Below are 24,453 nucleotides of genomic sequence, written 5' to 3' on the forward strand. Positions count from 1 at the left end.
TGTTCTCAGAAAATAATCAACAATTAAATGAAACTACCTCACATTATAACCTTTGCGCTTGGCCTCGGCTTTAGCATTTTTTCAGCTAGTGCCCAACTCGTCACCCCCAAGCCCACCTTTACCCGGGCAGATACCCTGCGGGGCAGCACTACGTCGCCATTGCGTACCTGTTACGACATCAATTATTACCATTTGGATGTGAAGGTGGATATTGATAAGAAATTCATCAGCGGCAGCAACCTGTTCAAATTTACCGCTGTGCAGGATTTTAGCACCCTGCAGTTCGACCTGTTTAATAACCTGGCCATCGAAAAGGTGTTGTATAAAGGCAAGGAACTACCTTATAAACGCGAGTTTAACGCGGTGTTCATTACCTTTCCGAAGCCCATCGCCAAAGGTACAAAGGACGCTTTTACCGTTTACTATTCGGGTAACCCGACTATTGCCAAACGCGCGCCATGGGACGGCGGCTTTGTGTTCTCGGCCGATAGCTTGGGCAAACCCTGGGTGGTTACTGCCTGCGAGGGTATAGGCGCCAGTATCTGGTGGCCTAACAAGGACCAACTGGCCGATGAGGTGGACAGCATGATGATCAGCATCAGTGTACCAAAAGGTTTAAAGGATGTATCCAACGGCCGCCTGCGCAAAACCACCGAGCTGCCCGACGGCTATACCCGTTTCGATTGGTTTGTGGCCAATCCCATCAATAATTATGATGTGGCTGCCAATATTGGCGATTACCGGCACATCAGCGATAGCTACGATGGCGAAAAAGGTAAGTTGACCTTAGATTATTGGGTTTTGCCGGAACACGTCGCGAAAGCGACCAAGCAATTTGGCGAAAATGTAAAACCCATGCTCAAAGCTTTTGAATATTGGTTTGGCCCGTACCCCTGGTACGAGGATGGTTATAAATTAGTGGAAACACCGCATTTGGGCATGGAGCATCAAAGCGCTGTGGCTTATGGCAATAAATACCAGAACGGCTATTTAGGTCGCGACCTTTCGGGGACAGGCTGGGGCATAAAATGGGACTTTATTGTGGTACATGAAAGCGGGCACGAATGGTTTGGCAACAGTATTACCGATAAAGACATTGCCGATATGTGGATGCACGAAGGCTTTACCAATTATTCCGAATCGCTGTTTACCGAAATGTATTACGGCAAACAAGCAGGGCAGGAATATGTGCACGGCACCCGCCGCGCCATTGCCAATGATGAGCCTATTATCGGCACTTATGGCGTAAATAAAGAAGGTTCGGGCGATATGTATTACAAAAGCGGAAATATGCTCAATGCCATACGCACCGTCATCAACGATGACGAAAAATGGCGCGGCATACTGCGCGGGCTCAACAAAACCTTTTATCACCAAACGGTAACGACCGAACAAATAGTCGACTATATCAATAAAGAATCGGGCATCAACCTGACCACTATTTTCGACCAATATCTGCGCTATAAAAACATCCCAACGCTGGAGTTTCGCTTTGAGAACAACCGCGTAATGTGCCGCTGGGTGGCCGATGTTGGCGGCTTTACCATGCCGGTAAAAGTAAGGGCAAAAGGTGGCGAGTATATCTTTATATCGCCGAAAACGCGTTTCGCGGCGGTGGACTTGCCGGGAGTTACGAAGGACAACCTGGAGGTGGATACCTTTGATTATTATATCGGGGTGCTTATCGACTAAAGTCATGCTGAACTTGTTTCAGCACCTCAACGGAAGGGTAGAATGCGATAGGTCGCTTAGTTTCTTAGCATATGAGATCCCGAACCAAGTTCGGGATGACCTGAAAGTTTTTTTCATTTTGCTGCAACTTTTTTGATACAACATGCGTCTCATCATAAAAACCAACAAGATCATGAAATCACTGACCACGACTTTATTTGCCGCTATGCTGGTTCTCGGCATGAGCAACGCGTTCGCACAAAAAACAGAAGACAGGCACCTGACCGGCTTTAATGCCATCAGCGTGGGCGGTTCTTACGATGTATATGTAACACAAGGATCAACGGAATCGGTAAAAGTAGTTGCCCCCGAAGATGAAATGGAACATATTGTTACCGAGGTGCAAAACGGCGTATTGAAAATTTACAACAGAAAAGACGATTGGAACTGGAGCTGGGGCGGCCATAAAAAAGAAATGGTGTATGTAACCATTAAAGAGGTGAACGCAATTGGGGTATCCGGCTCGGGCGATGTATTTTTTAAAGACGGTATAAGCTCACCATCATTAAAACTGCGCGTATCCGGCTCGGGCGATGTTACCGGTAAGCTGGATGTTAAAACCCTCGAAAGCCATATTTCCGGCTCGGGCGATATGAAGCTTTCGGGTAAAGCCGATGATTGTACCATCAACATTTCGGGTTCAGGCGATTATACCGCGAGAGACTTGGTTACCATCAACACCGCCATACATGTATCCGGTTCGGGCGATGCTTCGGTTAATGCCAGCCAAAAAATCGATGCTTCGGTTTCAGGTTCTGGCGATATCAAATATACCGGAAGCGCTACACAGGTATCCATATCAAAGCATGGATCGGGCAGTGTACACAGGGGTTAGGAGTTAATTAAGGCTCAGTAATAATAATAAACAAGTAGCGGTGGGTGCGAGACCTGCCGCTATTTTTTTATTTTATTGTACCTCAAAACTGATCTCTGCACTATTCTTCGAACCCGGGAAAGGATCGGTGCGGATGGAGAAGAACAGATCGTATTTCCCCTTTTTTACCGGCGCCTTTACAGCGAAGGTATATTTTGCCGTCGCGCCTGCGTCTATATTAATCGCATTGAACACGCTGTCTGCCTTGCAACTATATTTGATGTCGCCATCCTGAAAAAAGCAAGCCTCCAAAAAAGCCTTGTGTAAATTGCTGCTGTCGCCAAAACTGATGGCATGCTTGTACGGGTCATGGATAGTTAAATTAAACCGGATAAGCTGCCCCGGCGACGCTTTCAGTTTTTCAGGAACCATATCGATGTCCACCTGCTGATAAGTCCGCACATCATCCACCCAGCCGCTATAATACTTGCGATCGTACTCATCAACCACCGAATCCGTGGTTACGCCTTTCTCCGGTCCGTCCTGTAAAAAGTAAACACGCTTGTGCTGCAGGCTGTCTTCTATCGACCAAATGTCGTACTGCGTTTTGCGGTAATAACGCGAGTCGTAACTCATGCATTTGGTGGAGTTGGTATAGTAGTTGTATTTGGACGGGTCCTGGAAACCGTCGCGGATGATGACGTAACTATCGCCGGCTTTTTCATGTACTCGCTTTGTCCAGTCGCGGAAGCCGAAATAGCTTTTAAACTGCCCGATGTTCATCACAAAAGGATACTGGAACAACAACGCCGAGCGGATGAACAGGATGAGCGCGATGTTAGCGACAGCCAAACCATAAAACCATTTCGGCAGGTTACCGTGCTGGCTAAACCTGATGATGGCCAGCATCAACAAAGGCACAAAAGCAATGAGCGTCCAGTGGGGTTGCACTTCGCCTTTAAAAGTACTTAACAAAAAGAACAAAAAGGTACCCACAAAATTGACCATCAGGCATCGCACAAAAGCATCGCTCACTTTGGTTTTGGCCGCCGAATAAAACAAAAACCAGCCGATAAGCGGCCCCGCCATGGCCAACTGCCCTAAAGGGTAAAGCGTGGTAAAATCCAAATGGTACACACTGGCTGAGCGGTCGAACAGGTGATATTTAACAGATGGGAAACCATGGTTTATTTGCCATAGAATGTGCGGTAAAAACAGCGCCATCGCTCCGACAGCGATGAGCCAGAAACTCGCACGCTTAAGCAGTTTGATATTGGATAGTATGGTTAAACCTATAAGTATGATACCATGATATTTACTATACAGCAAACCGGCCGAGACGATGGCTAAAATAAAAGCCAAACTCCATTTATCCTCATTAATATATCGTTGATAAAAATAGTAGAACAGCACGGTAAAAAACAGCAAAGGTGAATCGGGCGTGGTGGTGAAACCATAAATATGGAAAATGAACAACCCCGATATCACCAGCATAAACCATTTCGCACCGGCGTTGTATTTTTTCAAGATAAGCCACAGCAGATAGATGGATGCCGAACTGGTAATAACGGTGAGCAGGCGCAGGCCCAATTCGTTGTGCATGATACTGTCGCCGATGCGGATGAACACAGCCACCATGGGTGGGTGGTCGAAATAACCCCAATCCAAAAAACGGGAATACACCCAATAATAAGCCTCATCGCCATGCAGTTCGAGCGTGTAGGCTTGGAGGGTGTTCAACAGCGTCCAAAACAAAAGGAAATACCAGATGGGTTTGTTGGACGATGCTTGTTGTGATGGAATGGCTTCGGGCATTATGACAAATTTATGGAAATAATCATACTATTCTATTGCCTCGTTTTACGTAATATTGAACAGTAAAAACCTGACATCATGATCCAAGCCATTGAATTGATATTACAACCACGCCTTAAAATAGCAGAGATGCTAAAACAGTTGACCATCGAACAACTAAACACCGTGCCACCGGGTTTCAATAACAACATCGTTTGGAACATTGGCCACATGGTTACCACTCAGCAAGGCATTTGTTATAAACGCGTGAACCAACCCATAGCCATTAGCGATGAGTTTTTTGACACCTTTAAACCCGGCACAAAACCGGAAAGGTTTTTTGATGCGGCGGAAGTGGAAGAGATATTCAGCTTGTTTTCGTCCACTTTAACCCTACTGGAGGCCGATTTGAAAACCGATAAATTTGCCGGCTACCCAACTTGGACCACGCGTTTTGGCTTTGAGGTAAAAAGCATTGAAGATGCGGTTGCTTTCATCGCTTTCCACGAAGGGATGCATATCGGGGCGATAGGGGCTTTGAGACGGTTTGTGGGATAACGCTCCTATTATGAAGCAATTTGCCATAATTTTATGTTTTCTTTTACTTGTGTCTTGCGGGCAGTATCCGCCAAAAATAAAATTTGATAGAAAATTATGGGATGAAAAACTGGATTGGGATTATCCTAACCGGGAATTTATGATAGATGATTTGGTAAAGAACCACAGGCTAAAAGGATTAACGTATAAACAACTTGTTGATTCTCTTGGTGAGCCGGCTAATTTTGGGGATACGACAAATATTGTAAGCTATGAAATCATAACTGACTTCGGTAGCGATATTGACCCAGTTCATACCAAGACACTTGTTATACAAATGAATAAAGATTCTGTTACAACAGGTTTTAAAATCGAAGAATGGAATAAAGATAAATAACCCCAAAAAACCGGACTAACAGGTTTTTAATATTTATATGCGCAATAACAATGAAGTGTCTAAAGCTAAATTACTGCCACTCGCCCCGGGCTTTTAATTGATATTCCAAACCATCAATTCCGAAATCAATTTTACCGGCATACTTATCCAGGTCGATAGGTTTACGCTTTTGAATTATCTTGGATAATTTCTTCTTGCTGATTTTCTTATTGGTCATATACAAAGATACCGTATTAGATTTGACAACTTTTTGAAAGTTGTCAAATCTTTTGGGACACAAAAAAACCCGGCTAAACCGGGTTTTATATTTTCTTTTTAGTTCCCCCTTCGGGGGTTAAGGAGCTTATACGCCCAACAACAACCTTGCAGGGTCTTCCAACAATTGTTTTACACGTACCAGGAAGCTTACCGACTCACGGCCATCGATGATGCGGTGGTCGTACGACATGGCAAGGTACATCATGGGGCGGATAACCACTTGTCCGTTTACAGCAACCGGGCGCTCAATAATATTGTGCATACCCAAAATAGCCGACTGCGGGGAATTGATGATGGGTGTCGACATCATGGAACCGAAAACACCACCATTGGTAATGGTAAAGGTACCGCCGGTCATTTCTTCGATAGTTAATTTGCTTTCGCGGGCTTTGCCTGCTAAAACTACAACAGCTTTCTCTATTTCGGCCAGGCTCATGGCACCCGCGTTGCGGATAACGGGAACCACCAAACCCTTTGGTGCCGATACAGCGATGGAGATATCAGCAAAATCGCTGTACACTATTTCTTCGCCTTCTATGCGCGCGCCAACGGCAGGCCATTCTTTCAATGCCTCGCAAACGGCCTTGGTGAAGAACGACATAAAGCCTAAGCCTACACCATGTTTTTCTTTAAATTTATCTTTGTATTTGGCACGCAATTCCATTATCGGCGCCATATCCACCTCGTTAAAGGTGGTGAGCATGGCGGTTTCGTTTTTAACGGCTACCAAACGTTTGGCAACGGTTTTACGCAACGACGACATTTTTTCGCGGCGCTCTCCTCTCGAGCCTTGAGTCTTGAGTCCTGAGTCTTGAGTCGGAGCTGCCTGCTTAGGACTAACGACTTCAGACTTTGGACTTGCAGAAGCGTTCAAAGCATCTTCTTTAGTGATGCGACCGTTTACGCCGTTTCCGGCGACAGCGGCAGGGTCGATGCCTTTTTCGGCCAATATTTTACCGGCGGCAGGCGATGGTGTGCCAGACGCGTAATTGGTTTTTGATTCAGCGGCGACTGATTGTGCCACGGGCTGCGGTGCTGCAACTGCAACTTGTGCACCGGCACCAACTTCAATGCTGCAAACTACAGCACCAATAGCTAAGGTATCGCCTTCTTTGGCGATGGTTTTTAAAGTTCCGGCTTGCTCGGCGGTCAGTTCGAACGTTGCCTTGTCCGACTCGAGTTCCGCAATGGCTTCGTCCATGGCAACAGCATCGCCATCTTTTTTCAGCCATTTTGACAATGTTACTTCGGTGATCGACTCTCCTACCGATGGTACTTTTACCTGTATAGATTTCGCAGGTGCGGCAACGGGTGCGGGCGTAGCTTTCTCTTCAACCGGTGCAGCAGCTGGTGCTTTTTCGGCAGCTACGGGAGCAGATTTTGCTGCCTGCGCGGTAGTTCCTTCTTCTATTGAGCAAACCACGGCACCTACTGGTATGGTATCGCCTTCTTTAGCAATCGTTTTTAAAGTTCCGGCTTTTTCGGCGGTCAGTTCAAATGTGGCCTTGTCCGATTCTAATTCAGCAATTACTTCGTCCATGGCAACCACATCGCCATCTTTTTTTAACCATTTTGATAAAGTAACTTCGGTAATGGATTCGCCCACGGGCGGAACTTTGATCTCTAAACTCATAATTTTATATCGTATAGACTAATTAATCGGCACTGGTTTCGGCCATTTTCTCGACAGTTTTTTTAATGCCCGCTTTTCCTTTTTCGCTCACAGCCGATTCGAAAGCTTTACCAACAATGTACATCTGTTGCGCAGTATGTTGTTTGGCGTAGCCGGTAGCGGTACTTGCGCTTTCCTTGCGGGAAATCACGTCTAACCTCAGCTCGCTTTTGCGGAACTTACGGCACATATACGGCCAGGCACCCATGTTTTCGGGCTCTTCCTGTACCCAGAAAAATTCGGTTGCGTTGGCATATTTGGCTTTCAGTTTCAACATCTGCCTAAAAGGTGTAGGGTATAATTGCTCGATGCGGACGATGGCTACATCCTTGCGTTTATCGGCTTGTTGCTTGTTCAACAGGTCGTAGTAAACTTTGCCGGTGCAGAACAATATCCGTTTTACGGCTTTTTCATCTGCGTAGCTATCATCAATCAGGTCCTTAAACTTGCCTTTGGTAAAGTCTTCTATCGGCGATACGCATTGCGGGTTGCGCAACAGGCTCTTCGGAGTAAAGATGATCAACGGTTTGCGGAACTCCCGGTGCAACTGGCGGCGCAATATGTGGAAAAAGTTTGCCGGTGTGGTACAGTTTGCCACCTGGATATTGTTATCAGCGCAAAGCTCCATAAAACGCTCAATACGTGCTGATGAATGCTCAGGACCCTGACCTTCGTAGCCATGGGGCAGCAACATTACCAGGCCGTTACCGCGCTGCCATTTGGTTTCGGCACTGGCAATATATTGGTCGACGATGATTTGGGCGCCGTTAAAAAAGTCGCCAAACTGTGCTTCCCAGATGGTAAGGCATTGCGGATCGGCCAAAGCATAGCCATATTCGAATCCTAAAACACCATATTCGGACAATAACGAGTTATAAATATCCAATTTGGTTTCGGTACCCATGGTATTCAGCGGAGTGTACTCTTCTTCCGAATCTTCGAGGGTTAAAACGGCGTGGCGGTGCGAAAAAGTACCACGTTTTACATCTTCACCGCTTAAGCGCACGCGGTGCCCCTCTTTTAACAAGGAGCCATAAGCCATCAACTCACCCATTGCCCAATCGAACACATGGGTTTTGTTGACCATGTTTTTGCGCTCTTCGAACAGTTTTTCTATCTTTTTAAAGAAATCCTTGTCTTTAGGCAAGGTGCTGATGGCTTTGCCTATTTCAAGCAATTCCTTTTCGGTAATAGCGGTATCAGGCGACAGCGTAAATTCTTTTTCGTTAGCGATATGCAAGCCTTGCCAGGCACCCTGGAACATTTCTACCGACCCGCTTGCGCCTTCTTCAGCTTTCGATTCGTCGAGCATTTTTTGCAACTGGTCGCGAAATGTTTTTTCGAGTTGGGCGGCATAGGTTGCCGCAATGCTGCCTTGTTCCAGCAATTTCTGGTTATAAATATCGCGCGGGTTGGGATGCGCCTCGATAGCTTTATATAACAAGGGCTGGGTAAACTTTGGTTCGTCCGCCTCGTTATGGCCATAACGGCGGTAGCATAAAATATCTATAAACACATCCTCGTGGAAAGTTTGACGGTATTCCATCGCCATATTAATTACATAGGCAACGGCTTCGGCATCATCGCCGTTAACGTGCAATACAGGTGAAAGCACTGTTTTTGCCACATCGGTACAATAGGTGCTTGAGCGGGCATCTTTATAATTTGTAGTGAAACCGATTTGGTTGTTGATGACCAAATGTATTGTACCACCTGTGCGGTAGCCGTCCAGTTTCGACATTTGCAACACTTCGTACACAATGCCTTGCCCGGCAACGGCAGCGTCGCCATGTATCAATATCGGTGCGATCTTTTTATAATCACCGTTGTATTTGAAATCAATTTTCGACCGCACCAAACCTTCTACTACGGGGTTAACAGTTTCGAGGTGCGATGGGTTGGGGCAAAGGCTAAGGTGAACTTTTTTGCTGTTATGGGTAACAATATCGTTTGAATAACCGAGATGGTATTTTACGTCGCCGCCGAAGGATGTTTCTTCATCATGCCCTTTACCCTGGAACTCGGAGAATATCTCTTTGTAAGGCTTTTTCATGATGTTACACAGTACGTTCAACCTACCGCGGTGAGCCATGCCAATCACGAATTCTTCTATGCCCAAGTCGGCACCTTTTTCGATAACCGAATCGAGGGCCGGTATCATGGCTTCGGCACCTTCCAACGAGAAACGCTTTTGACCCAAAAACTTGGTTCCTAAAAAGTTCTCGAAAACAACGGCCTCGTTTAGTTTATTCAGAATCTGCTTTTTCTCGTCGACATTAAAGTTAGGGGTATTGCGCACTTTTTCCATCCTGTCTTCGAACCATTTCATTTTGATCGGGTTGCGGATGTATTTGTATTCGGCACCTACCGACTGGCAATAGGTTTGTTCTAACAAGTCATGTATGTCGCGCAGTTTTGCGGCGCCTAAACCAACTTCAACACCCGAACTGAAAACAGTGTCGAGATCTGCCTCGGTAAAGCCAAAAGTTTCTAACTCCTTGCCCGGAAAGTACTGACGGCGTGTGCGTACCGGATTGGTTTTAGTGAATAAATGGCCCCGCGCGCGGTAGCCATATATCATGTTTAAAACTTTAATTTCCTTTAAAAAATGCGCTTCGGCTGCTTCCGACGGGACATCACCAGATTGAGCTACGGCTGCAGGAGCGCCCTGGCCAAAATCAAAGCCTTCGAAAAACTTTTGCCAGCCGAAATCTATCGATTCGGGGTCTTGTTTATAGGCTTCGTAAAGTGAATTAATATAGTCTGCGTTGGCAGGGTTGATATAATTGAGACGATCCATTATAGAATATCTTGTAAACGTTGCAAAATTAAAATATAAAAGCCATACAAAACCTATTTAATTGGAAATAAGTTTTACGAAAACTCCTATAAAAAAGATTTAAACGGTTGAATTTGACGATTTTTAATTAGTTAGGGCAAATAACGGCATAATAATTATACCGGTTGGTATAATTATTAAAATAACCGATCGGTCATAACTCGTCTAAAGATGCCAAATATAGGTTGGCTTGTTCATTTAATAAGCGTAACTCATTGGGGGGCATCTTATCCAAGGTTTTGTAACCCATCATCACGCGATGGTTGCCTCGTAATTTATCCGAATTACGATGATAGAAATTCCAGTAAAGGCTATTGTAGGGACAGGCACCGTCGCCATAACGCTTGTCGCGATCATAGTGGCAGCCCTTACAATAGTCGCTCATTTTGTTAATATAGGCTGATGAAGCTGCGTAAGGCTTTGATGCTATAATGCCACCATCGGCATATTGGCTCATTCCGCGGGTATTGGTTATCTGTACCCATTCTATCGCGTCAATATAAACACCCAGATACCACTCATCAACCTGATCGGGGTCGATACCGGCAAGTAGGCAAAAATTACCTATTACCATTAACCGTTGAATGTGATGCGCGTGAGCTGATTGTAACGATTGCCCAATACAATGTTTCAAACAATTCATTTTGGTTTCCGCCGTCCAAAACCAGTGCGGTAAAGTTGCACGGTTTTCAAAATAATTCAACTTTGCGAAGCCCGGCATTTTTGCCCAATATACACCGCGCATAAACTCGCGCCAGCCAACTATTTGCCGGACAAAGCCTTCTACTTGAGCGATACTTATCCCGTCGGGGTGTTTGTTCCAATACCCGATAACTTTATGTATTACCTGTAGCGGCGATACCAATTTTACGTTTAAACAAAACGATAGCCGAGAGTGGAACAGCGTAGCATGGTTTTTAAGCATGGCATCTTCATAGGTACCAAAATGCGGCAGTAGATTTTCGCAAAAATAGTCTATCAATGTAAGTGCTTCATTTTGTGAAAGCGGCCAAGGTAAATGTTCGGCGTCGACCTCGCCAAAATACTTTACCTGCATTTTGTCGACCATTTGCAGTATCGGGGTCACATCGTGATTGAAGGTACACGCGCCGTGTAGCTTCGCCTTACCGTCGTATTTTTTACGGTTTTCATGGTCAAAATTCCATTTGTCGCCGAGGGGTTTATCGCCTGCAATTAAAATGTTCCATTTTCTGCGCATATACCTGTAAAAGCTTTCCATCAAGTATTGCTGCTTAACGATAAAATAATCGCGCACTTCAAAACGGTGGGTCATAAAGTGTTCGGTATCATACACTTTAACAGGAATACCGATGGCACCTCCCAACGTTTTAAGCTGTTCATCCAACCTGTATTCATCAGGTTGCTGATATTCCAATACATTTATGCCATGTTGCGCGATAATTCGCTGTAAATTTTCATCAAAGCTTTGCAGGTTGTCCGTATCATCAAGTTCAATGTACAATACCCGGTGCCCCTGCTTTTTTAATACAAAAGCAAAATTGCGCATGGCGGCAAAAAAAGAAAGTATCTTTTGAATATGGTGTTTAACATAGTTCTGTTCCTGCATTACCTCCATGAGCACATAAAGGGTATCAGGATCTTTACACGTATACCATGAATGATCCGGATTTAACTGATCACCTAAAATTAAACGTAGCTTTTTTGCCATACAAGCTGAATAGCGATAAGGTAAAATTTATAACAGGGCGATAATTATAAATGGAAAGTTTTGCGCAGGTAAGCAAGTAATATCGAGCCACCTTCGAAGGCGATAGCGAGCAGCCCTATAATGACGGTAAATTCTTCGAACGGGTTCATGGTGGTTTTTTATATTAAACGCCTTTAGCCAAATATTGTTACATTTTTATCGAGGGGATTTTTCCATTGCGGCGGGATGATGAGGGCAGGATAGTCTACACCAAGCGTTACATGGTACATGCTTAATTCGGCATCATTTAAAAAGAATGGCGTTTGTACCTGCTTTGCCGGAATGTTTTGCAGTTGCGGTAGCCAGGTTTTTATATAGTCGCCCTTAGGGTCGTATAGGGTAGCTTGTTTTATCACGTTGAAGTAGCGGTTTTCGCGCGGATCGTTACCTACGCCGGCCACATAGGCCCAGTTGCCCCAGTTACTGGCGGGCGAGTAATCAAGCAGTTTTTCTTCGAAATAAGCTGCGCCGCGCGTCCAGTTCACTTTCAGATCGTGCACCAAAAAGCTGGCCACATTTTGGCGGCCGCGGTTGCTCATAAAACCGGTAGCGTTTAGCTCGCGCATGTTAGCATCTATAAAAGGTACGCCGGTGAGGCCATTCTTCCATTTTTCGAACAGTTCATCCTGGTTGGGGGCAACGTCGGGGGCATGCCCTTTAAAACCGCCAGGTTTAAAAAATTGATTGCCATATTTTTTAAACATGAAGCGGAAATAATCGCGCCAAAGCAATTCGAAGATGAGCCAGTAGGTAGAGTCGTTGGCGCCCCGCTCCTGCTCGTAGCGTTTTACCTCCCAGTATACCTGGCGCGTTGACAAGCACCCTACCGATAACCAAGGCGAAAACTTGGACGAATAATCGGCGCCAAGCAACTCATTGCGGGTAATTTTATATGTTTTAAGCCGGTCGCTTTCCCAAAAGTAATGTTGCATACGCAGCAGGGCCTGGCTTTCGCCCCCTATAAAATGCATTACGGAGCGGGTATCATCAATGGGCTCGGTTAGGCCCAATTGCTCCAGTGTAGGCATTTCGCCGGCATCGCCTATGGCCGGAACAGGAATGGATGCAGGCGTTTCGAAACAAGGGCGGATGGTGCTGTCGCGCTCTACTTTTTTGCGAAAGACAGTAAATACGTCAGGGATATCCTTTATAGGAAAAGGCAGGTCTTCTTTATGATAAAAAGTATGACCGATGAAATGTTTGAGGTTAAGTTTTATCTTCCAAAGGGCAGCTTCAACCCTGGCCGAAATACTGGTTTCCTCAAAAGCAACTTCGCGATGATGATACACTTCAGCCACCTGGTATTGTTCGGCCAATTGCGGAATAATCTGTTCCGGGTCGCCTGTGCGCACAATTAATTCTCCGCCAAGGCAACGTAAATTATCGCGTAAATTGCTGACTGATTCAATGAGGAAACGGGCACGGAAATTTCCGGTTTTAAGTGTGCCGTACTGGGTAGTTTTAAAATAAAAAGGGTCGAAACAAAACACGGGCAGCACTTTATCGGCCTTGCGTATGGCCTCCGTTAAAAGCTCGTTATCGTGAATGCGCAAGTCGTTCCTAAACCAAACCAGTATCGTCTTTTCGCTCATATCTTACCTAAAGGTACAGTTGATGCCGTAAAATTGAGAATTTTTTATTTTCCAACAGCGTAAATCACAATATTTGACACCATCTCAACATTTTAAGGCAAAATTTGTCATCGGCGCTGTTTTTTAACAAATGGCTGACAGAATTACAATTTTGCGCTGACACAAGACAATTTTAAACCTGCTATCATTGCGCCACAATTTTGACAATGTGCTTATTACATGGCTGAACAAAACCTAAAACTGACAATTAACACCGACGACGATATTATCCACCTAATGGGTGATGACCACATCGGATCCAACTTTGAAACCCCACTCCGGGCGGATGCTTTTAAGCTTGATGACAATTTAAAAATTGAACTCATTGAAAAGCATTTTAGAGAAATTATGAACATACTGGGCCTCGACCTGAGCGACGACAGCCTGAAAGGCACGCCAAAAAGGGTGGCCAAAATGTATGTGAAAGAAATCTTCGGGGGGCTTAACCCAAAAAACAAGCCTAAGCCTACGCTTTTTGAAAACAAGTACCAATACAAACAAATGCTGGTGGAAAAGAACATCGCGGTAAGCAGTAACTGCGAGCACCATTTTGTGCCTATTACCGGCAAGGCACATGTTGCGTATATCAGTTCGGGTAAGGTGATAGGCCTTTCGAAACTGAACCGAATTGTACAATACTATTCGCAAAGGCCGCAGGTGCAGGAAAGGCTGACCATACAAATAGCTAACGAAATGAAAGAAATACTGCAAACGGAAGACGTAGCCGTGGTGATAGACGCGCACCACATGTGTGTATCGTCGCGCGGGGTGAAGGATGCAGACAGCACAACGGTTACCGCCGAATATTGCGGTAAGTTTTTAGAAGCAGATACCAAATCGGAGTTTTTAAAACACATCGGATAAATGGGATTTACAGGAAAGAACATTTTAGTTGTAGGGGGTAGTACTGGTATTGGTTTGGCATTGGTAAAACAGCTTTGCGGCAAAGGCGCCAAGGTGTACAATGCATCGCGGCATGCTTCGGCGGAATGGCCAGATGGCGTAACGCATATTGAACTGGATGTTTTGTGCGATGTGAGCGCATTGAGCGAACAACTGCCCGAAGAACTGCACGGATTGGTTTACAGCGTCGGCAGTATCAATTTAAAGCCTTTTCACCGGTTAACTAAAGATGATTTTTTGAACGATTACCGTTTGAACGTTGTAGGTGCGGCTGAGGTAATACAGCAAGCTTTGAAAAGCCTAAAAAACGCACCTGAAGCCGGCATTGTATTGTTCAGTACGGTAGCTGCTAAAGCGGGCATGGGTTTTCATGCCAGTATAGCAGCGGCAAAAAGCGGGGTTGAAGGCCTGGCGTTATCGCTTGCGGCCGAACTGGCGCCAAGCCGTATCCGTGTAAACGTGATCGCACCAAGTTTAACCGACACGCCCTTGGCGGCCGCATTGTTAAACACGCCCGAAAAAAGGGAAGCTTCGGCCAAAAGGCACCCGCTGGGCAAATTTGGGATGGCGGATGATATAGCGGCAGCGGCAAGCTTTTTATTATCGGAGCAAAGTAGTTGGATGACCGGCCAAGTTATAGGTATTGACGGCGGTTTAGGTAAGCTGAAAACTGTATGACCATAACCGGCAACCAGATATCAAGTATGGAGCAGCGCTACCGAACCACGCTGGTAAACAGTGTTTCGGGTTTTAAGAGTCTGCAAATGGTAGGTACCATCAGTACTGACGGTATTACTAATCTGGCTTTGTTTAACTCGATATTTCATGTTGGTGCTAACCCGCCATTGCTGGGCATGGTTGTGCGCCCCGACGGTGCTGAGCATGATACTTTAAAAAACATCATCGCGACCGGCCAATACACCTTAAATAATGTGTTGCCCGCATGGTACGCCAAAGCCCACCAAACCAGCGCCCGTTTCCCGAGCGGTGAATCGGAATTTGGGGAATGTGGCTTTACAAAGAGCTATATAGCTGGGTTGAAGGCTCCTTTTGTAAAAGAATCGACCATTAAGATAGGTTTAGTGCTACGCGATATCATCGATGTGTCAATTAACAATACCAGTATCGTTATCGGCGAAATAATATACATAATTTTAGATGAAAATGTTATCGCGGCGGACGGTTATGTTGATTTGGAAAAAGCAGGGTCGGTAACTGTTGCGGGTTTAGATAGTTACCATACTACCCAACGCCTGGGCCGTTTAAATTATGCCAAACCCGGGAAACATCCTGAAGCATTGAGCGTTTAACTTTATAGTGTAATCAAATTAAAACCATAAAACCATGGCAACAAAAGAAGCGATACAGAAAGCCTACATCGATTATGTATTGACCGAAGGCGAGCAACCAAAGTCTGTTTACGTTTTTGCTAAAAAGCAAAAAATGAGCGAAGAAGATTTTTATAAAGTATTCGGTTCGTTTGAGGCCGTGGAACAGAGTATATGGACGGGTCTGGCCACAAAAACCATTGCCGAGATAAAAGGGCAGGAAGTTTGGGCGCAATACTCGGCGCGCGAAAAGGCCTTGTCTTTTTTCTATAGCTTTTTTGAGCTGCTGAAAAGCCACCGCAGTTTTGCTGCCTGGAGCATGAAGAAAATACATAAAGGCTTTACCACGCCCATGGCATTTGAAGGTTTGAAAGCCGAGTTCGAGGACATGAGTATCGGCATTTTGCAGGAAGGTATTGAAAGCGGTGAACTGACCGACCGCAAGTTTTTTGCCGACCGTTACAAAGATGCCTTATGGGTACAATTTGTATTTGTGCTCAACTTTTGGATAAACGATGCCTCGGCCGGCTTTGAAAAAACCGATGAAGCTATTGAAAAAGGAATAAATGTTACGTTCGACCTTTTTCAACGCTCACCTATCGACAACCTGCTGGAGTACGGCAAGTTCTTAGCTAAGAACGGTGGCATTAAAGAGAAGATGGGATTTTAATATAGTTGATGGACGATAGATAGCACAAAACTTACTAAATACTGTGGACAATTGACCACTGACTAAAAAATGAGCGAACAGCAAAAAGAGCAAAATAGTATTCCAACCAGTAAAGTACAGCGTTCGGCCAAGTTTGTGGGCACCGGCTTTAAAATTGGGGGAAATTATATTAAGCATTATTCCAAAAAATTGTTTAACCCGGATATGAACAATGACGAGTTGAACCAGGACAATGCGACGGACATTTACGCCAGTTTAAGCGAACTGAAAGGCAGCGCGCTCAAGGTAGCACAAATGCTGAGCATGGACAAAAACCTGCTGCCAAAAGCGTATGTCGACAAATTTTCGTTATCCCAATACAATGCGCCGCCTTTATCGGGACCGTTGATTGTTCAGACCTTTCGCAAGGCCTTTGGTAAAACGCCCGAGCAGATCTACGATAAGTTTGAACTGCGATCCACCAACGCGGCATCCATAGGCCAGGTGCACCGCGCCGAACTTAACGGCAAAAAGCTGGCGGTAAAAATCCAATATCCCGGCGTGGGCGACTCCATATCATCGGACTTGAAACTGGTGAAACCTTTTGCGTTCCGATTATTGGGCATGAGCGAAAAGGAGCTGGATGTTTACATGAAAGAGGTAGAAGAGCGCCTGCTGGAAGAAACGGACTACGAGTTGGAAGTGCGTCGCTCCATCGAGTTCTCGGAAGCTTGCGCCAATTTGGATAATATTGTGTTCCCGGAGTATTTTCCGGAACTATCGGCCAAAAGGGTAATTACCATGAGCTGGATAGAGGGCATGCACCTGAAGGAGTTTTTAGCCACTAACCCATCGCAACAACTGCGCGATCGGATTGGGCAGGCACTTTGGGATTTTTACAACTACCAGCAGCATGAATTGCGCGCCGTACATGCCGATCCGCATCCCGGTAACTTTATGATAACACCCGACGGCAAGTTGGGAGTGATCGACTTTGGCTGTATTAAAGAAATGCCTGATAGCTTTTATTATCCATTTTTCTCATCGACATCAACGGATTTGTTGGGTGATAAGGAAGAAACGTTAAAGGCCTTCAGGCAACTGGAGATGATACTGCCTAATGACAGCCCGCAGCAGGTGGAATTTTACTATGCCATTTATAAAGAAATGATAAGCTTGTTTGCCCGCCCCTATATGGATAGCCATTTTGACTTTGGCGAAAACGAGTTTTTTGACGGCCTTTACAACTACGGCGAAAAAATTGCCCGCATGCCGGAGTTTAAGCAGGCGCGTGGCGTAAAACACTTTATATATGTAAACCGCACCAACTTTGGCCTGTACAATATATTGCACGAGCTAAAGGCCCGCGTAAAAACAGACACCTATAAGCCGCATGTGTTGTTAGCGTATTGATTGCGATAAAGGTTTTATTTATATTTGTATGGTATGTGGGAAGTTCAATTAAAATATCAAAAGCTTGACCCCTTTGCCCAAAAGGAAGTAGATGACTTTATTGACTTTTTATTGAGCAAGAAAAATAAAAGGAAGGTTGATATGAAATCTTATCAGGAAAAGCTCTTGACAGTTTCTACTTGGTCGGAAGATGACATTAAAGTTTTTGAGGAGAATGCCAAATTGTTCAACAACTGGACAATAGAAGAATGGTAATTGACACGAGCGTTTTTATAGAACACCTGCGGGCTAAAGATAAATCGAAAACCAAGCTTTATTCGATACGGGACCATACCCCCAAGTTTACAACATCGGTAACGATATATGAGCTACTTGTTGGTGCCGGCACAATTGTGCATTCAGAAGATATCAAGCTTGTTTTGTCGGATATAGATGTACTTCCGTTTGATAAACAAACTGCAATAAAGGCAGCGGAAATATTTCGGGACCTCAAAAAAGGAAATCAACTGATTGAATTTAGAGACATTTTTATCGCAGCAATTTGCATCACAAACTCGCTTCCTATCGTAACATTAAATAAGAAGCACTTTTCGCGCATCGAAGGATTATCTATTACGGTGGCTACATAATTTAAAACTTACAGCCATTTCCCTTGTTATCATTAAAAATTCCCTGATTAGTGCTTTTATCATTTGTATTTAAAAAAAGATTTGCTAACTTTATTTTAAACCTCTTTTAAACACGCACTTTCATGAAAAAGATACGGCATATCCTCGAAAACAAGGGTCACCATGTGTACTCTGTTACCCCCGAAACATCGGTTTACGATGCCCTGCATTTGATGATGGAAAAAAACATCAGCTCATTGCTCATCATGGAAAATGAAGTGCTTAGGGGTATTTTTACTGAGCGCGACTATGCCCGTAAACTGGTTTTGATGGGCCGCTCATCAAAAGATACTCCCATTGGCGATATCATGACCGCTAACCTGTATACCATAGCGCTGAACGAGTCGATAGACCATTGTATGGAGATGATGAGCAATTTTAAGATACGCCACTTACCTGTTATCGACAATAACCGCGTTACCGGCATGGTATCCATTGGCGATGTGGTAAAGTTCATCATCGAAGACCAAAAACGCACCATACAGCAGTTGGAGAGCTATATAGCCAGTTAGATCAGTTCATTGGTCATTAGTTCATTGGTACTGTTTTTTTGAATAATATCGCTTTTAATCTTTTGAATCACCAATAAACTAATGAACGAGTGAACTAATGAACAAAATGCAAAGCATTTTAATAACCGGCGGCACAGGCTTGCTTGGCAAATACTTAACCGACGCGCTTGTTATTAAGGGCCATACCGTTAGTCATTTAAGCCGCAGGCCGGGTAAAAACCCCGCCATCAAAACCTTTTTGTGGGACATAGACAAAGGCACCATTGACCCGGAATGCATTATCGGCGTGGATACCATTGTGCACCTCGCCGGCGAAGGTATTGCCGACAAACGCTGGACCACAGAGCGTAAACGGCAACTGATAGACAGCCGTACCAAATCCATCGCTTTGGTTTATAAACTACTTCAAACCACGCCGCATAGGGTTAAAAGCGTTGTTTCCGCTTCGGGCACGGGATATTACAGCGACCGGGGCGATGACTTGATGACTGAAACCAGCCCACCCGCCAACGATTTTTTAGCCGAATGCTGCATATTGTGGGAAAAAGCCGTTGACCAAGGCGCCGAACTGGGCCTGCGCGTACTCAAGTTCCGAACCGGAGTAGTACTCACCACAGGCGGCGGGGCTTTACCTTTGTTGGCTATGCCTGTTAAATTATATATGGGTTCGCCCATGGGCAATGGCAAGGCCTGGGTACCCTGGATACACTGGCGCGATGTAGTCGACATGTACATGTTGGGCATCGAAAACCAAAACCTGAGCGGCGTTTATAATATGGTGGCGCCTCATCCGGTTACCAACAAGCAGCTAACACAAGCCATTGCAAAACAACTGCATAAACCATTGTGGGCACCCCATGTACCGGCTTTTGCGCTCAAGCTGTTTTTGGGCGAAATGAGCCTGGTAGTTTTAGGGAGTACCAAAACATCATCAGCTAAAATTGAAGCCGCGGGGTTCAAGTTTACTTATCCAACGGTCGACTTAGCCCTGAAAGAGATATACGTTTAACGTCAATATTTGTCAACTTTTAAAAAGTTGACAAATCCAAATACAGCATCACTGGTCAAACAAGCTCAACTCCTGTATCTGTATACCGGGCGAGGCTTTGGTGATATTGAGCCGGAACACTTGGGCGTTTACCGGGGCAAATTCCTTTAAAATGCCGCGGCCTATTTTTTTGCCTTCGTAAACTGTTTTCCATTGGTCGCCGTCTTTGTACTCCAGGCGGTATTCTTTTATGGTTTGTTCTTTGCCGGCCCCCTCTTGTACAGCTATGGCATCGATGTTAAAGCGTGCGCCGAGGTCGACCTCCAAAGTTGCCGTGGTATCTGTTTTGGCGGCGACCCATTTGGTAACGGGGTTGCCATCGATAGCTTTGGCGGCGCTGTTATCGGCACCCGCCTCGGAGGATGCTTTTACGGCCTTATTTTCCGACGGTACCGGCCTGGTTACCGGGTAGCCGGTTATTTCGAGGGCTATTACGCTGGCTATACTGTCGGGCGCGGTGGCGGGCAGGCTTAACCGTATGCCATCGGCCGTTGGTTTTACTTTTACGGGTGTTTTGTTGGCCAGCAGGTAGGCTTTGTTTACCACGTTTTGCAAGGGTACGTTCAATATGCCGTTGGCCGGCCATTTAAACACGTGCAGGTAAAGTGTCTTACCATCGTACGTGGCGCGCCCCCAGTTTAAATAACTAAAAGGGCTGGCGTATGTGCCGTAAATGGCGTTGCCATTAACAGCCATCCACTTACCTATTTGTTGCAAACGGGTAACCTCTTCGTCGGGTATCAAACCTTCGGCGGTGGGGCCAACGTTGAGCAGGTAATTACCACCTTTTGATGCGATATCGATGAGGTTTTGGATGAGCGTTTTGGTGCTTTTAAAGTTTTTGTCGTTTTGCTTATAGCCCCAGGTGTCGTTCATGGTCATGCAGGTCTCCCAGTTGCGGCCGGGGTAACCCGTTGCCGGGATGTATTGCTCCGGTGTTTCCAAATCGCCGCTAAAGCCACCACCCAGGCGGTTATTGGTGATGATATTAGGCTGCAGTTTTAGCACGTCGTGTATTTTGGCGGCACGTTCAGGCGTCATACCGGTAGGGGTATCAAACCACAGTACAGAAATAGGGCCGTATTTTGTGAGTATCTCTTTCATTTGGGGCACGGCCACCTTATCGATATATTGGTCCATATCGCCATTTTGGGCAGGGTCCCAATAGCCGCCGTTGGCCGCGCCGCCGGGGTGGTTCCAGTCTTGCGCCTGCGAGTAGTACAGGCCAAATTTTATATCGTATTTATTGCAGGCCCTTGCCATTTCTTTTATTACATCCTTTTTATAGGGCGTGGCATCAACAATGTTAAAATCGCTGGCGTTTGACTTGAACATCGCAAAACCATCGTGGTGCTTGCTGGTGATGACGATATATTTCATACCCGCCTGTTTGGCCAAACTCACAAACTTATCCGCATCAAACTTAACGGGGTTAAATTGGGCGGCATATTTTTGGTATTCCACCATCGGTATTTTACCCTTGTTCATAATCCACTCGCCAATACCGGGCACCTCCTTACCATTGTATATACCCGCCGGAACCGAGTAAATGCCCCAATGGATAAACATGCCAAAACGTGCCTCCGTCCACCATTTCATCCGCAGTTTACGCTGGTCTTCGGTTTCGGCAGGCGTTTGCGAGAAGGTGGTTTTGAACAACAGCAACAGGCAGGCTGTAATGATGAGGAAATATTTGTTCATGGTCAAGGCATTAGATTGGTTTTTTAAAAATAGGCAAAAATCGGGAATATACAAGTTTTTTAGGCTGGTTATTGGTAATAATACGGCATCAACGCCAAGTACCTGCGCTATTTGCACATCTGCCCTAAATTTCTTATCTTGTATCTTCGTTGAAACCGATTTAAATAAGCCTCCAGATATTGAATGATTTTTTTTTAACACCCATAAATACCCATGTCTTTTTTTGATGAAAGAACAAGGAGTTAAGGAGCAAAGACAAAAACATAAATGAAAAACACCCATAAATACCCATGTCTTCTTTTGGCTGCTCTGACTTTGTTAGTTGGTGTGGCCTGCGGGCAAAGCCCTAAAATGCAGCCGGGTGCTTGGGGCGATCAGGGGGATGGCACGTATAAAAACCCGGTGCTGAATGCCGATTATTCGGACCCGGATGTGATACGTGTGGGCAGCGATTTTTATTTGGTTTGCTCCGATTTTCATTTTATGGGGATACCGGTATTGCACTCGAAGGATTTGGTGAACTGGACTATCATAGGGCAGGTGTATAACCGGTTGGATATTGACCCCGGTTATAGCAACATGGCCAAATATAGTCGTGGCAGTTGGGCACCGTCGTTAAGGTATCACGACCATAAATTCTACATCTACTTTTGCACGCCCGAAGAGGGTTTGTATATGAGCACAGCTACCGACCCGGCGGGGAAGTGGTCGCTATTGACGGAGGTACAGCGCGTACCCAAATGGGAAGACCCCTGCCCTTTTTGGGATGATGACGGGCAGGCATATTTGGGGCATAGTCATACGGGCGCTGGGCCAATTATCATCCATAAAATGAGCGCCGATGGCACGAAGTTATTGGACACCGGCACGGTAGTGTACCGCGGGCCAACATCCGAAGGGACAAAAATTTACAAGCGTAACGGGTATTACTATATTATCATCCCGGAAGGAGGGGTTGGTAAAGGTTACGAGACCGCGCTGCGCAGCAAAAGCATTTACGGCCCTTACGAACGGAAAGTGGTTTTAGAACAAGGCAGCACCAAGGTGAATGGCCCGCACCAGGGCGGCTGGGTGGAACTGGATGCGGGCGAGTCGTGGTTTATGCATTTCCAGGATGACGGGGCGATAGGCAGGGTTTGCCATTTGGAACCTGTGCATTGGGTTGAGGACTGGCCGCTGATGGGCGTTGATATTGACGGTAATGGTATAGGCGAACCGGTATCGGTATATAAGAAACCGAATGTTGGCGGGCAATATCCTATAAGTGCGCCGCAAACATCGGATGAGTTTAATGGCACTAAATTGGGACTGCAATGGCAGTGGAACCATAACCCGGTGGATGGGAAATGGTCGCTGGTACAACCCAAAGGTTATTTGAGTTTGCAGGCGATGAAAGCGCCCAATAATAAACTGGCAAAGAATACCATCAGCCAAAAACTGATGGGCAAAAAAGGGGTGATGACCACCAGTCTCGATTTGATGCAAATAGCTGACGGGCAGCGTGCGGGTTTGGCTTTGTTGGGGCAGAATATTTACGAGATCGGCGTGATAGATACGAATGGCAAGAACATGCTTTTTGCCAATAATAACGGGAAGGTAACACTTGGGCCGGCATTGAAACAGGGTGTTATTTATCTGCGGCTTTCGGCAGATCTGGATAACGAACACACCGTGATGCAGTACAGCTTAAATGGAAAAGACTTTGAACAATTGGGCGATGTGTGTGTTTTGAGTAAAAAGAATTACTGGAAGGGCGTGAGGCCAGGGTTATTTAGTTATAATGTGAAAGAGGACGGTGGGGTGGCTTTGTTCGACTGGTTCCGTTATAGTTATGATGGGCCGGGCGGGAGATAGACCCCTAAATCAGGAGTCAACATCAGGAATAGAGGAGGTTGTTATGAAATATCAAGGAGACACGTTGTCCGATGAGATGACCGAGACATTCGGCAAAAAAACAGTTAAACTGAGTCACTTAAACAAGCTTTATTGGGAGAAAGAAGGTATAAGCAAAGGCGCTTTGATAGCATACTACCGTGATATGGCCGGGTATATTTTGCCTTATTTGAAAGATAAGCCACTTTCGCTAAAGCGGCAACCCAACGGTACAAAGGATGAGGGCTTTTTTCAGAAAGATGTTGACCCGGAGCTCTTGCCCACATGGGCAAAAACAACGCTGATACATTCGGAAAGTAACGACAAGGATATCCATTACCTTGTTTGTAACGATGCGGCCACCCTGCTGTTTATGATAAACATGGGTTGCATCGAGATAGACCCATGGCTCAGCTCGTACAAAAAACCGGAACAACCCGATTTTATGGTGCTCGACCTTGACCCTAACGACGTGCCCTTTAGCCAGACCATTGAGACGGCATTGAAGGCAAAAGAAGTGTTTGACCGTTTAGGGCTGGATGCATATATCAAAACATCGGGCTCGCGTGGCTTGCATATCTATTGCTATTTAGGTGCAAAATACCAATATGAGCTGACGAGGACGCTGATGGGGCAGATTGCCACGTTGATACACAGCGAATTGCCGGCAATAACAAGTATAGAGCGCAACCCGGCCAAAAGGCCCAATAAAATGTACCTCGACTTTTTACAGAACAGCCGGGGGCAAACCGTTGCGGCGCCATACTCGGTAAGGCCAAAGCCGGGTGCTACGGTATCGGCGCCATTGGCATGGGAAGAGGTGAACGATAGCTTAAAGGTGGCCGACCATACCATTTTTACCATGCCCGGGCGGGTAAAAAACAATTCCGACCCATGGAAAAACCTATTTAGCAAAAAGGCTGATCTGCGAAAAGCGATGGCCCTGATAAAATAAAC

The 24,453-nt window shown here is 45.6% G+C and carries 22 protein-coding genes; 15 read left to right on the top strand and 7 right to left on the bottom strand.

What is annotated here, in order from left to right:
• The first annotated feature begins 27 nt into the window (after positions 1 to 27).
• The gene (locus tag QZX97_RS16170; protein WP_295650959.1) at positions 28 to 1,692 is read left to right on the top strand and encodes a M1 family metallopeptidase; all 1,665 of its coding nucleotides are present in this window, start codon (positions 28 to 30) and stop codon (positions 1,690 to 1,692) included.
• Between the two features lie 172 nt (positions 1,693 to 1,864).
• Entirely contained in the window at positions 1,865 to 2,566 is a 702-nt protein-coding gene (locus QZX97_RS16175) for a head GIN domain-containing protein (protein WP_295650956.1), read from the top strand.
• 72 nt (positions 2,567 to 2,638) lie between these two features.
• On the opposite strand, the gene QZX97_RS16180 is transcribed toward QZX97_RS16175, so the two are convergent.
• Positions 2,639 to 4,360, bottom strand: coding sequence for a glycosyltransferase family 39 protein (locus tag QZX97_RS16180; protein WP_295650955.1), 1,722 nt, complete (start codon positions 4,358 to 4,360; stop codon positions 2,639 to 2,641).
• Between the two features lie 78 nt (positions 4,361 to 4,438).
• Between QZX97_RS16180 and QZX97_RS16185 the strand changes: the two genes are divergently transcribed.
• Positions 4,439 to 4,897, top strand: a complete 459-nt coding sequence (locus QZX97_RS16185; RefSeq protein WP_295650952.1) for a DinB family protein — start codon at positions 4,439 to 4,441, stop codon at positions 4,895 to 4,897.
• A gap of 10 nt (positions 4,898 to 4,907) precedes the next feature.
• The gene (locus tag QZX97_RS16190; protein ID WP_295650949.1) at positions 4,908 to 5,273 is read left to right on the top strand and encodes a hypothetical protein; all 366 of its coding nucleotides are present in this window, start codon (positions 4,908 to 4,910) and stop codon (positions 5,271 to 5,273) included.
• A gap of 70 nt (positions 5,274 to 5,343) precedes the next feature.
• Here QZX97_RS16190 and QZX97_RS16195 read toward each other — a convergent pair whose 3' ends face one another.
• From QZX97_RS16195 to QZX97_RS16215, 5 genes are all read right to left on the bottom strand, one after another.
• Positions 5,344 to 5,490, bottom strand: a complete 147-nt coding sequence (locus tag QZX97_RS16195; RefSeq protein WP_295650947.1) for a hypothetical protein — start codon at positions 5,488 to 5,490, stop codon at positions 5,344 to 5,346.
• Positions 5,491 to 5,616: 126 nt separating this feature from the next.
• Positions 5,617 to 7,164, bottom strand: coding sequence for a 2-oxoglutarate dehydrogenase complex dihydrolipoyllysine-residue succinyltransferase (odhB, locus tag QZX97_RS16200; protein ID WP_295650945.1), 1,548 nt, complete (start codon positions 7,162 to 7,164; stop codon positions 5,617 to 5,619).
• A gap of 22 nt (positions 7,165 to 7,186) precedes the next feature.
• Positions 7,187 to 10,003, bottom strand: a complete 2,817-nt coding sequence (locus QZX97_RS16205) for a 2-oxoglutarate dehydrogenase E1 component (protein ID WP_295650942.1) — start codon at positions 10,001 to 10,003, stop codon at positions 7,187 to 7,189.
• A 193-nt stretch (positions 10,004 to 10,196) separates the two neighbouring features.
• The gene (locus tag QZX97_RS16210; RefSeq protein WP_295650939.1) at positions 10,197 to 11,732 is read right to left on the bottom strand and encodes a cryptochrome/photolyase family protein; all 1,536 of its coding nucleotides are present in this window, start codon (positions 11,730 to 11,732) and stop codon (positions 10,197 to 10,199) included.
• A 173-nt stretch (positions 11,733 to 11,905) separates the two neighbouring features.
• Positions 11,906 to 13,363, bottom strand: a complete 1,458-nt coding sequence (locus tag QZX97_RS16215) for a DASH family cryptochrome (RefSeq protein WP_295650936.1) — start codon at positions 13,361 to 13,363, stop codon at positions 11,906 to 11,908.
• A gap of 219 nt (positions 13,364 to 13,582) precedes the next feature.
• On the opposite strand from QZX97_RS16215, the gene folE reads away from it, so the two are divergent.
• The 9 genes from folE to QZX97_RS16260 all read left to right on the top strand — a co-directional run bounded on the left by folE (position 13,583) and on the right by QZX97_RS16260 (position 19,884).
• On the top strand, positions 13,583 to 14,266 hold the full coding sequence (gene folE / locus QZX97_RS16220) for a GTP cyclohydrolase I FolE (RefSeq protein WP_295650933.1): 684 nt from the start codon (positions 13,583 to 13,585) through the stop codon (positions 14,264 to 14,266).
• On the top strand, positions 14,267 to 14,983 hold the full coding sequence (locus QZX97_RS16225; RefSeq protein ID WP_295650931.1) for an SDR family oxidoreductase: 717 nt from the start codon (positions 14,267 to 14,269) through the stop codon (positions 14,981 to 14,983).
• Positions 14,980 to 15,615 carry a flavin reductase gene (locus tag QZX97_RS16230; RefSeq protein WP_295650928.1) on the top strand — a complete coding sequence of 212 codons (636 nt, stop codon included), beginning with the start codon at positions 14,980 to 14,982 and terminating at the stop codon, positions 15,613 to 15,615. Before QZX97_RS16225 ends, QZX97_RS16230 begins: the two co-directional genes overlap by 4 nt.
• A 34-nt stretch (positions 15,616 to 15,649) precedes the next feature.
• Positions 15,650 to 16,303 (top strand): TetR family transcriptional regulator C-terminal domain-containing protein, encoded by a 654-nt coding sequence (locus tag QZX97_RS16235; RefSeq protein ID WP_295650926.1) that lies wholly within the window; start codon positions 15,650 to 15,652, stop codon positions 16,301 to 16,303.
• Between the two features lie 69 nt (positions 16,304 to 16,372).
• Positions 16,373 to 17,695, top strand: a complete 1,323-nt coding sequence (locus QZX97_RS16240) for an AarF/ABC1/UbiB kinase family protein (RefSeq protein WP_295650923.1) — start codon at positions 16,373 to 16,375, stop codon at positions 17,693 to 17,695.
• A gap of 33 nt (positions 17,696 to 17,728) precedes the next feature.
• Positions 17,729 to 17,950 carry a hypothetical protein gene (locus tag QZX97_RS16245; protein ID WP_295650921.1) on the top strand — a complete coding sequence of 74 codons (222 nt, stop codon included), beginning with the start codon at positions 17,729 to 17,731 and terminating at the stop codon, positions 17,948 to 17,950.
• On the top strand, positions 17,944 to 18,324 hold the full coding sequence (locus QZX97_RS16250) for a type II toxin-antitoxin system VapC family toxin (RefSeq protein WP_295650917.1): 381 nt from the start codon (positions 17,944 to 17,946) through the stop codon (positions 18,322 to 18,324). Before QZX97_RS16245 ends, QZX97_RS16250 begins: the two co-directional genes overlap by 7 nt.
• Positions 18,325 to 18,446: 122 nt before the next feature.
• Positions 18,447 to 18,875 carry a CBS domain-containing protein gene (locus QZX97_RS16255; protein ID WP_295650915.1) on the top strand — a complete coding sequence of 143 codons (429 nt, stop codon included), beginning with the start codon at positions 18,447 to 18,449 and terminating at the stop codon, positions 18,873 to 18,875.
• A gap of 106 nt (positions 18,876 to 18,981) precedes the next feature.
• On the top strand, positions 18,982 to 19,884 hold the full coding sequence (locus QZX97_RS16260) for a TIGR01777 family oxidoreductase (protein WP_295650912.1): 903 nt from the start codon (positions 18,982 to 18,984) through the stop codon (positions 19,882 to 19,884).
• A gap of 48 nt (positions 19,885 to 19,932) precedes the next feature.
• Here QZX97_RS16260 and QZX97_RS16265 read toward each other — a convergent pair whose 3' ends face one another.
• Positions 19,933 to 21,624 carry an alpha-L-fucosidase gene (locus tag QZX97_RS16265; protein ID WP_295650909.1) on the bottom strand — a complete coding sequence of 564 codons (1,692 nt, stop codon included), beginning with the start codon at positions 21,622 to 21,624 and terminating at the stop codon, positions 19,933 to 19,935.
• A 267-nt stretch (positions 21,625 to 21,891) separates the two neighbouring features.
• On the opposite strand from QZX97_RS16265, the gene QZX97_RS16270 reads away from it, so the two are divergent.
• Together QZX97_RS16270 and ligD are read left to right on the top strand one after the other, a co-directional pair.
• Complete coding sequence (locus tag QZX97_RS16270) at positions 21,892 to 23,478, top strand: glycoside hydrolase 43 family protein (protein ID WP_295650906.1); 1,587 nt, start codon at positions 21,892 to 21,894, stop codon at positions 23,476 to 23,478.
• A gap of 43 nt (positions 23,479 to 23,521) precedes the next feature.
• A complete protein-coding gene (gene ligD / locus QZX97_RS16275; protein WP_295664805.1) occupies positions 23,522 to 24,451 on the top strand; it encodes a non-homologous end-joining DNA ligase in 930 nt (309 codons plus the stop codon).
• The last annotated feature ends 2 nt before the right edge of the window (positions 24,452 to 24,453 follow it).

The sequence above is a fragment of the uncultured Mucilaginibacter sp. genome (assembly GCF_903893715.1).
GTDB lineage: Bacteria > Bacteroidota > Bacteroidia > Sphingobacteriales > Sphingobacteriaceae > Mucilaginibacter.

Coding starts and splice junctions, on each gene's coding strand:
- QZX97_RS16235 (WP_295650926.1), top strand. CDS start 15,650: ATGGCAACAAAAGAAGCGATACAGAAAGCCTACATCGATTATGTATTG.
- QZX97_RS16195 (WP_295650947.1), bottom strand. CDS start 5,490: ATGACCAATAAGAAAATCAGCAAGAAGAAATTATCCAAGATAATTCAA.
- QZX97_RS16225 (WP_295650931.1), top strand. CDS start 14,267: ATGGGATTTACAGGAAAGAACATTTTAGTTGTAGGGGGTAGTACTGGT.
- QZX97_RS16230 (WP_295650928.1), top strand. CDS start 14,980: ATGACCATAACCGGCAACCAGATATCAAGTATGGAGCAGCGCTACCGA.
- QZX97_RS16190 (WP_295650949.1), top strand. CDS start 4,908: ATGAAGCAATTTGCCATAATTTTATGTTTTCTTTTACTTGTGTCTTGC.
- ligD (WP_295664805.1), top strand. CDS start 23,522: ATGAAATATCAAGGAGACACGTTGTCCGATGAGATGACCGAGACATTC.
- odhB (WP_295650945.1), bottom strand. CDS start 7,164: ATGAGTTTAGAGATCAAAGTTCCGCCCGTGGGCGAATCCATTACCGAA.
- QZX97_RS16210 (WP_295650939.1), bottom strand. CDS start 11,732: ATGGCAAAAAAGCTACGTTTAATTTTAGGTGATCAGTTAAATCCGGAT.
- QZX97_RS16170 (WP_295650959.1), top strand. CDS start 28: ATGAAACTACCTCACATTATAACCTTTGCGCTTGGCCTCGGCTTTAGC.
- QZX97_RS16255 (WP_295650915.1), top strand. CDS start 18,447: ATGAAAAAGATACGGCATATCCTCGAAAACAAGGGTCACCATGTGTAC.
- QZX97_RS16180 (WP_295650955.1), bottom strand. CDS start 4,360: ATGCCCGAAGCCATTCCATCACAACAAGCATCGTCCAACAAACCCATC.
- QZX97_RS16250 (WP_295650917.1), top strand. CDS start 17,944: ATGGTAATTGACACGAGCGTTTTTATAGAACACCTGCGGGCTAAAGAT.
- QZX97_RS16185 (WP_295650952.1), top strand. CDS start 4,439: ATGATCCAAGCCATTGAATTGATATTACAACCACGCCTTAAAATAGCA.
- QZX97_RS16270 (WP_295650906.1), top strand. CDS start 21,892: ATGAAAAACACCCATAAATACCCATGTCTTCTTTTGGCTGCTCTGACT.
- QZX97_RS16260 (WP_295650912.1), top strand. CDS start 18,982: ATGCAAAGCATTTTAATAACCGGCGGCACAGGCTTGCTTGGCAAATAC.
- QZX97_RS16215 (WP_295650936.1), bottom strand. CDS start 13,363: ATGAGCGAAAAGACGATACTGGTTTGGTTTAGGAACGACTTGCGCATT.
- QZX97_RS16175 (WP_295650956.1), top strand. CDS start 1,865: ATGAAATCACTGACCACGACTTTATTTGCCGCTATGCTGGTTCTCGGC.
- folE (WP_295650933.1), top strand. CDS start 13,583: ATGGCTGAACAAAACCTAAAACTGACAATTAACACCGACGACGATATT.
- QZX97_RS16265 (WP_295650909.1), bottom strand. CDS start 21,624: ATGAACAAATATTTCCTCATCATTACAGCCTGCCTGTTGCTGTTGTTC.
- QZX97_RS16240 (WP_295650923.1), top strand. CDS start 16,373: ATGAGCGAACAGCAAAAAGAGCAAAATAGTATTCCAACCAGTAAAGTA.
- QZX97_RS16245 (WP_295650921.1), top strand. CDS start 17,729: ATGTGGGAAGTTCAATTAAAATATCAAAAGCTTGACCCCTTTGCCCAA.
- QZX97_RS16205 (WP_295650942.1), bottom strand. CDS start 10,003: ATGGATCGTCTCAATTATATCAACCCTGCCAACGCAGACTATATTAAT.